Origin of the sequence: Halomonas sp. 707D4 (assembly GCF_024158685.1) — a bacterium.
GTDB lineage: Bacteria > Pseudomonadota > Gammaproteobacteria > Pseudomonadales > Halomonadaceae > Vreelandella.
On record NZ_JAMZBD010000163.1, the window covers coordinates 1 to 6369 of the forward strand.

Below are 6369 nucleotides of genomic sequence, written 5' to 3' on the forward strand. Positions count from 1 at the left end.
GACCGGGCGGACCTGGAGCTTGCCCTGCGCGACGCCGAGGCCCAGCTGAGCAACGCCCGGGCGGTCGTCGCCCTCGAGCAGGCCGAGCAGGAGCGCGCCCGCGGCGACTACGCCCGCTTTGGTCAGGAGCTTTCCGCCGAGCGCCGGGCGCTGGTGCTGCGCGAGCCCCAGCTGCGCCAGGCCCAGGCCCAGCTTACCCAGGCCGAGGTGGTGCGCGACCAGGCCGCGCTGAACCTGGAGCGCGCCACGCTCACCGCCCCCTGGCGCGCCATGGTGGCCGAGCGCACGGTGGGCGCCGGCAGCCTCTTGAGCCAGGGCACCGAGGTGCTGAGCCTGGTCGGGGTGGAGCAGTTCTGGGTGCGCGCGTCGCTGCCCGGCGATACGCTTTCCTGGCTCGAACCCGGCGACGAGGTGACGTTGACCAGCCAGAGCTGGGCGGCGGACGAGCAGCGTGAGGGCACGCTGGTGTCGATTCTGCCGAGTCTCGAGGAGAACGGCCTGCAGGCCCAGCTTCTGATCGGCGTCGACGACCCGCTGGCGCTCGACGGCGAAGGCCCGTCGCTGCGCCTGGGCGACGTGCTGCGGCTGCGCTACCACACCACCGCCCGGCGCCCGCTGATCGCCCTGCCCTCCGCCGCGCTGCGCCCCGGCGAGCGGGTCTGGTGGCTCGACGACGAGGACCGTTTGCAGAGCAGCACGGTGACGCTCGCCTATCGCGGCGAGGAGCAGGCGCTGGTCAGCGACGGCCTGGAAGAGGGCCAGCGAGTGGTCACCGCCGGCCTCGCCCAGCCCCGGGTGGGCCAGCAGGTACGCCCGCGCTCCCCCGCCGACACCCCGGCCCAGAGCGAGGAGGCCCCATGATGCGCAAGGGCCCGCTCGCCTGGATGGTCGACCACGGCGTGGCGCCGAACCTTCTGATGGTGCTGTTCATCGTCGGCGGCCTGATGGCGTCCCTGGCCATCAAGAAGGAGGTGTTTCCCGACTTCGAGAGCGAGACCGTCCAGGTCTCCATCAGCTACCCTGGCGCCACGCCGGAGGACATCGAGCAGAGCCTGCTGCTGCCGGTGGAGGCGGCGGTCACCAACGTCGAAGGCATCGACGAGCTGACCGCCACCGCCAACGAGGGCAGCGGCGTGGTGTACGCCACGCTGATCGACGGCGTCGACGTAATGCGCGTCTACCAGGAGATCCAGCAGGCAGTGAACGCCATCACTACCTTCCCCAACGCCGCCGACCCGCCCCGCTTCACCCTGGCCGGGTTCTCGCGCGGGGTGATGCGCCTGCAGGTCTACGGCGATGCGAGCCTGGGGGCGCTTCACGACGCCGCCGAGAACGTGCGCGCCGAGCTCCAGGCCACCAGCGGCATCTCCCGGGCGGAGCTCTCGGGCAATCGCGACCGCGAGATTCAGGTGCTGCTCGACGAGGAGGCCATCGAGCGGTTCGGTCTCGATCACCAGCAACTTGCCGCACGCATCGCCGAGGAAGCGCTCGATCTCGCCAGCGGCCAGCTCACCACCGCCGAGGGCGAGTGGCTGATCCGCTACCAGGGCCGGCGCAACAGCGCCGCCGAATTCGCCCGGCTGCCGATCCTCACCACCGCCCAGGGCGCGCCGGTGGAGCTTGGCCAGATCGCCGAGGTGCGCGAGGGCTTCGCCGAGGTCGGCCGCGAGGAGTTCTACAACGGCCAGCGCGGACTCTCCGTGGATGTCTACCAGGTGGGCGACCAGACCCCGACCAGCATCTCCCACGCGGTCAGCGGCGAGCTCGAGCGCCTGCGCGCCGGCCTGCCCGAGGGCATCTTCCTGGACGTTTCCCGCGACAGCTCCGAGGTCTACGAGGACCGCCTGGGGCTTCTGCTCAAGAACGCCTGGATGGGCCTGGCGCTGGTGATGATCCTGATGGCGCTGTTTCTCGAGGCGCGCCTCGCCTTCTGGGTGACGCTGGGCATCCCCACCGCCTTTCTGGGCGCGATGCTGTTTCTGCCCTGGATCGGCGTGTCGCTCAACATGATGTCGATGTTCGCCTTCATCATCGCCCTCGGCATCGTGGTGGACGACGCCATCATGGTCGGCGAGAACATCTACAGCTACCGCGAACAGGGCTACTCGCTGCGCGACGCGGCGGTCAAGGGCGCCCAGGAGATCGCGGTGCCGCTGACTTTCGCGATCCTCTCCAACGTGGTGGCGTTTCTGCCGCTGCTGTTTCTGCCCGGGTTTCTCGGGCTGATCTTCGCCGTGGTGCCGGTGGTGGTCATCACGGTGTTTCTGATCTCCTGGATCGAGGCGCTGTTCATCCTGCCGGCGCACCTGGCACACAGCCGCAAGCCGCGCCAGACCCCGGCCTGGCAGCGCCCGCTCGAGCGCCTGCGCCAGCGCCTGCAGGGCGGGCTTCATGCCTTTACCTACCAGCGCTTCGAACCCTTCCTGCAGCGTGCCCTGAACCAGCGGCTGTTGAGCGTATCCCTGGGTATCGCCCTGCTGCTGGTGGTCATGGCCTGGGCGATGAGCGGGCGGCTGGGCTTCTCGCTGATGCCCCGGGTCGAGTCCGACCAGGTGCAGGCCAGCGTCACCCTGCCGATCGGCAGCCATATCAGCGTCAGCCGCGAGCTCAGCCAGCAGCTGCTCGACGCCGCCGAGACGCTCAGCGAGCGCGAACCCACCCTCGCCTTCGAGAGCACCCGCAGCCGGCTCGACGGCGAAAGCCTGGAGGTGACCCTCGACATCGCCCGGGACAGCCTCGATGCCTGGCCGCCGTCGCGCATCGCCACCGAGTGGCGCGAGCTCGCCGGTGACCTGGTCGGCGCGCAGTCGGTGCGCTTTGCCTCGGACGTGGGCGGGCCCGGCAGCGGCGCCGCCTTGAGCCTGCGGCTTTCCCACCCCAACACCCAGGTGCTCGAAGCCGCCGCCCAGCGCCTGGCCGAGCAGCTCGGCGAGTACGGGCTGACGGACATTGACAGCGGCCTGGGCGACGGCAAGCCGCAGCTCGAGATGCGCCTCTCCGCCGAAGGGCGGGCGCTGGGGCTGACCGGATCGGATCTCGCCCAGGCGCTGCGCGGCCCGCTGCAGGGCGCCACCGCCATCGAGCAGTTCATCGGCCGCCAGGAGGTGAGCGTCGAGGTGCGCCTGCCGGAGCAGGACCGGGCGAGCCTGAACGCGCTCTACCGGCTGCCGGTGCGCACCCCGGAGGGCCTGAGCATTCCGCTCTCCCGGGCGGCGGACATCACCCTGAGCCAGGCCTCCAGCAGCCTTTCACGCATCGACGGACGGCGCATCATCACCGTGACCGCGGACGCCGACGGCGACCAGGCGATCAACCAGGTGCTGGCGACCCTGCAGGAGGACGTCTTCCCGACGCTTGCCAATACCTGGCCGGGGCTCGAGGTCACCCTCGGCGGGCGCCAGCAGGACACCGCCGACAACCTGGCCACCTTGCGAACCGCCATGTGGCTGATGCTCGCCGCGCTCTACGCGCTGCTGGCGATTCCCTTCAGAAGCTACCTGCAGCCGCTATTGGTGATGGCCGCCATTCCCTTCGGACTGGTGGGGGCCGTGGCGGGCCACGTGCTGATGGGCTTCGGGCTGTCGATCATCAGCCTTCTCGGGATGCTGGCGCTCTCCGGGGTGGTGATCAACGACGCGCTGGTGCTGATCGACTACGCCAACCGCAAGCGCCGCGAGGGCATGGCGGCGCGCGAGGCGATCGTCGCCGCCGCCACGCGCCGGCTGCGCCCGATCATGATGACCACGCTCACCACCTTCCTGGGGCTGGCGCCGATGATCCTCGAGACCTCGCGCCAGGCACGCTTCATGATCCCGATGGCAATCTCGCTGGGCTTCGGCATGCTGTTCGCCACCGCCATCCTGCTGATCATCGTGCCCTGCCTCTACCTGGGCCTGGAGAATATGCGCGAGCGGCTGAGCGCGCCGCCGGCGCCGAGCGGTGAAGGAACATCCTCGTGAGCCGCTTGCGCACGCTGGCCGCCTGGCGGCCCTCGACCCTGGGGCTGCGCCTGTTCGTGGTGATCCTGAGCGTCAACGTGGCGATCGCCGCCAGCACGTTCCTGGCGGTCTCCTGGAGCATCGACCGCGGCTTCATCGAGTACCTGAACCAGGCCCAGGAGCGCCGGGCGGCGCTGTTGGCCGACGGGCTGGTGACGCGCTACGACACCCAGGGCGACTGGGAGTGGCTTGCGCGCTCGCCGGAGCGCTGGCCGCGCATCGTGCGCTTCGAGCTGGGCCAGGAGCGTCAGGAGCGCCCTTCGCCGCTGGGCGAGGCGCGCGACTTCGCCCTGCGCGACCCTCAAGGGCGCTTCGTGGTGCGCCCGCGCCCGGTCGGCGAGGAGAGCGACTGGCGCTGGCTCACGCTCTACAGCGAAAGCGCCGGCGGCGGCGTCGAGGAGATCGGCGCGCTCGGCTTTCGCTCGCCCCAGCAGATGATGGAGCGCATGGAGAGCCGCTTTCTGGAGCGCCAGCAGCGCAACCTCTCCATCATCGTGATCTCGCTGGTGCTGGCCTCCCTGCTGCTGGCCGGCGGGCTCTCCTGGTGGCTGGGCGGGCGCACGAGGGCGCTGGCCGGCGCCACTCGCCGCCTCACCCAGGGGGATTACCACATTCGCCTGCGCGCCCGGGGCCGTGACGAGCTCTCGCGCCTGGCCCAGGACTTCAACCGGCTGGCCGAAACCCTGGAGGCGAGCCGCGACGCCCGGGCGCGCTGGGTCTCCGACACCGCTCACGAGCTCAGAACGCCGCTGTCGGTGCTGCGTGGCGAGATCGAGGCGATGCAGGACGGCGTGCGCGCCCTCGACCAGGAGAACCTGGGCTCGCTCGCCCAGGAGGTCGGCCATCTCGAACGGCTGGTGGCGGACCTGCGCCTGCTGTCGCAAAGCGACGCCGGGGCGCTGGACATCCATCTCGCCCCGCTCGATCTGAGCGAGTCCCTCGCCGGGCGCCTGGCGGATGCCGACCGTTGGCTGGCCGACAGCGGGCTGTCGCTTGCCACCGACATCGCCCCCGGGGTGATGATTCGCGGCGACGCCCAGCGCCTTCGCCAGCTGTGGAACAACCTGCTCGACAACACCTGCGCCTACACCACCGCCCCCGGCGCCCTCGAGGTGAGCCTGCGCGTCGAGGCGCACCAGGCGGTGGTAGTATGGCAAGATAGCGCCCCGGGCGTGCCCGAGGGCGAGCTTTCAAGGCTGACCGAGCGCCTCTACCGCGTGGAAGGCTCGCGCAGCCGGGCAAGCGGCGGCAGCGGCCTGGGGCTTTCGATTGCAAGCGCCTTGGCCAGCGCCCACGGCGCCACGCTCACCGCCAGCGCATCGCCGCTCGGCGGGCTGCGCTGGACGCTGCGCTTTGCACTCCTGCCTTCACGCTAGACTCACGAGGCCATGATGTCATCGACCGATACCCCCACTGCGGGCCCGGCCAACGCCACGCTCTTGATCGTCGAGGACGAGCCCAAGATCGCCCGGCTGATGGCCGACTACCTGCAAAGCCACCACTTCGCGCCGACGCTTCTGGACCACGGCGACGCGGTGCTGCCCTGGCTCGAGGAGCACGCCCCGGCGCTGGTACTGCTGGATTTGATGCTGCCGGGGCGCGACGGCCTGACGCTGTGCCGCGAGATCCGCCAGCGCTGGCCACGGCTTCCGGTGATCATGGTGACCGCCAAGGTCGAGGAGGTCGACCGGCTGCTGGGCCTGGAGATGGGCGCCGACGATTACATCTGCAAGCCCTTCAGCCCGCGGGAAGTGGTGGCACGGGTGAAAGCGGTGCTGCGCCGCAGCCAGGCCGCCCTGCAGGCCCCGGAGCCCGTCGCCGCCCCGGTGGTACTCAACGACGATGGCTGGCAAGCCCTGGCCGGCGACCGGGACCTGGGCCTGACCGCGGTGGAGTTCCAGCTTCTGCGGGTGATGATGAACGCCCCCGGGCGCATCTTCAGCCGCGAGCAGCTGATGGATCACATGTACCGCGACAACCGCATCGTCTCCGAGCGCACCGTGGACAGCCACATCAAGAAGCTGCGCAAGAAGATCACCGAAGCCCTGCCGGAGCAGGAGATCATCCGCTCGGTCTACGGCGTGGGCTACAAGTACCAGCCCGAGGGGTAGGCCACTGAACGCCTGGGAGCGCCCATGAAAGCGCTGATCGTGGAAGACAACGACAACCTGGCCCGCTCGATCGCCACCACCCTGGCGCAGGCGGGCTTTCGCATCGAGATGGCCAACGATGGCCTGGCGGCGGACCACGCCCTGACCCAGGGCGGGTTCGACTTGCTGGTGCTCGATCTCGGCCTTCCGGAGCTCGATGGCATCAGCCTGCTGCGCAGGCTTCGCCAGCGCCACGATACCGTGGCGGTGCTGATCATCTC

At 70.2% G+C, this 6369-nt stretch carries 5 protein-coding genes; all 5 read left to right on the forward strand.

Annotated elements, in window-relative coordinates; genetic code table 11:
• The coding region (locus BIS11_RS08745; RefSeq protein ID WP_253585934.1) for an efflux RND transporter periplasmic adaptor subunit at positions 1 to 861 on the forward strand (861 nt) is incomplete at its 5' end.
• A complete protein-coding gene (locus tag BIS11_RS08750) occupies positions 858 to 3959 on the forward strand; it encodes an efflux RND transporter permease subunit (RefSeq protein WP_253419637.1) in 3102 nt (1033 codons plus the stop codon). The genes BIS11_RS08745 and BIS11_RS08750, both read left to right, overlap by 4 nt.
• Positions 3956 to 5374 carry an ATP-binding protein gene (locus BIS11_RS08755; RefSeq protein ID WP_253419635.1) on the forward strand — a complete coding sequence of 473 codons (1419 nt, stop codon included), beginning with the start codon at positions 3956 to 3958 and terminating at the stop codon, positions 5372 to 5374. The genes BIS11_RS08750 and BIS11_RS08755 overlap by 4 nt, the downstream gene beginning before the upstream one ends.
• 15 nt (positions 5375 to 5389) lie before the next feature.
• Positions 5390 to 6109, forward strand: a complete 720-nt coding sequence (locus BIS11_RS08760; protein WP_253419660.1) for a response regulator — start codon at positions 5390 to 5392, stop codon at positions 6107 to 6109.
• Positions 6110 to 6133: 24 nt separating this feature from the next.
• A partial coding sequence (locus BIS11_RS08765; RefSeq protein ID WP_253585935.1) for a response regulator occupies positions 6134 to 6369 on the forward strand: 236 nt, incomplete at its 3' end.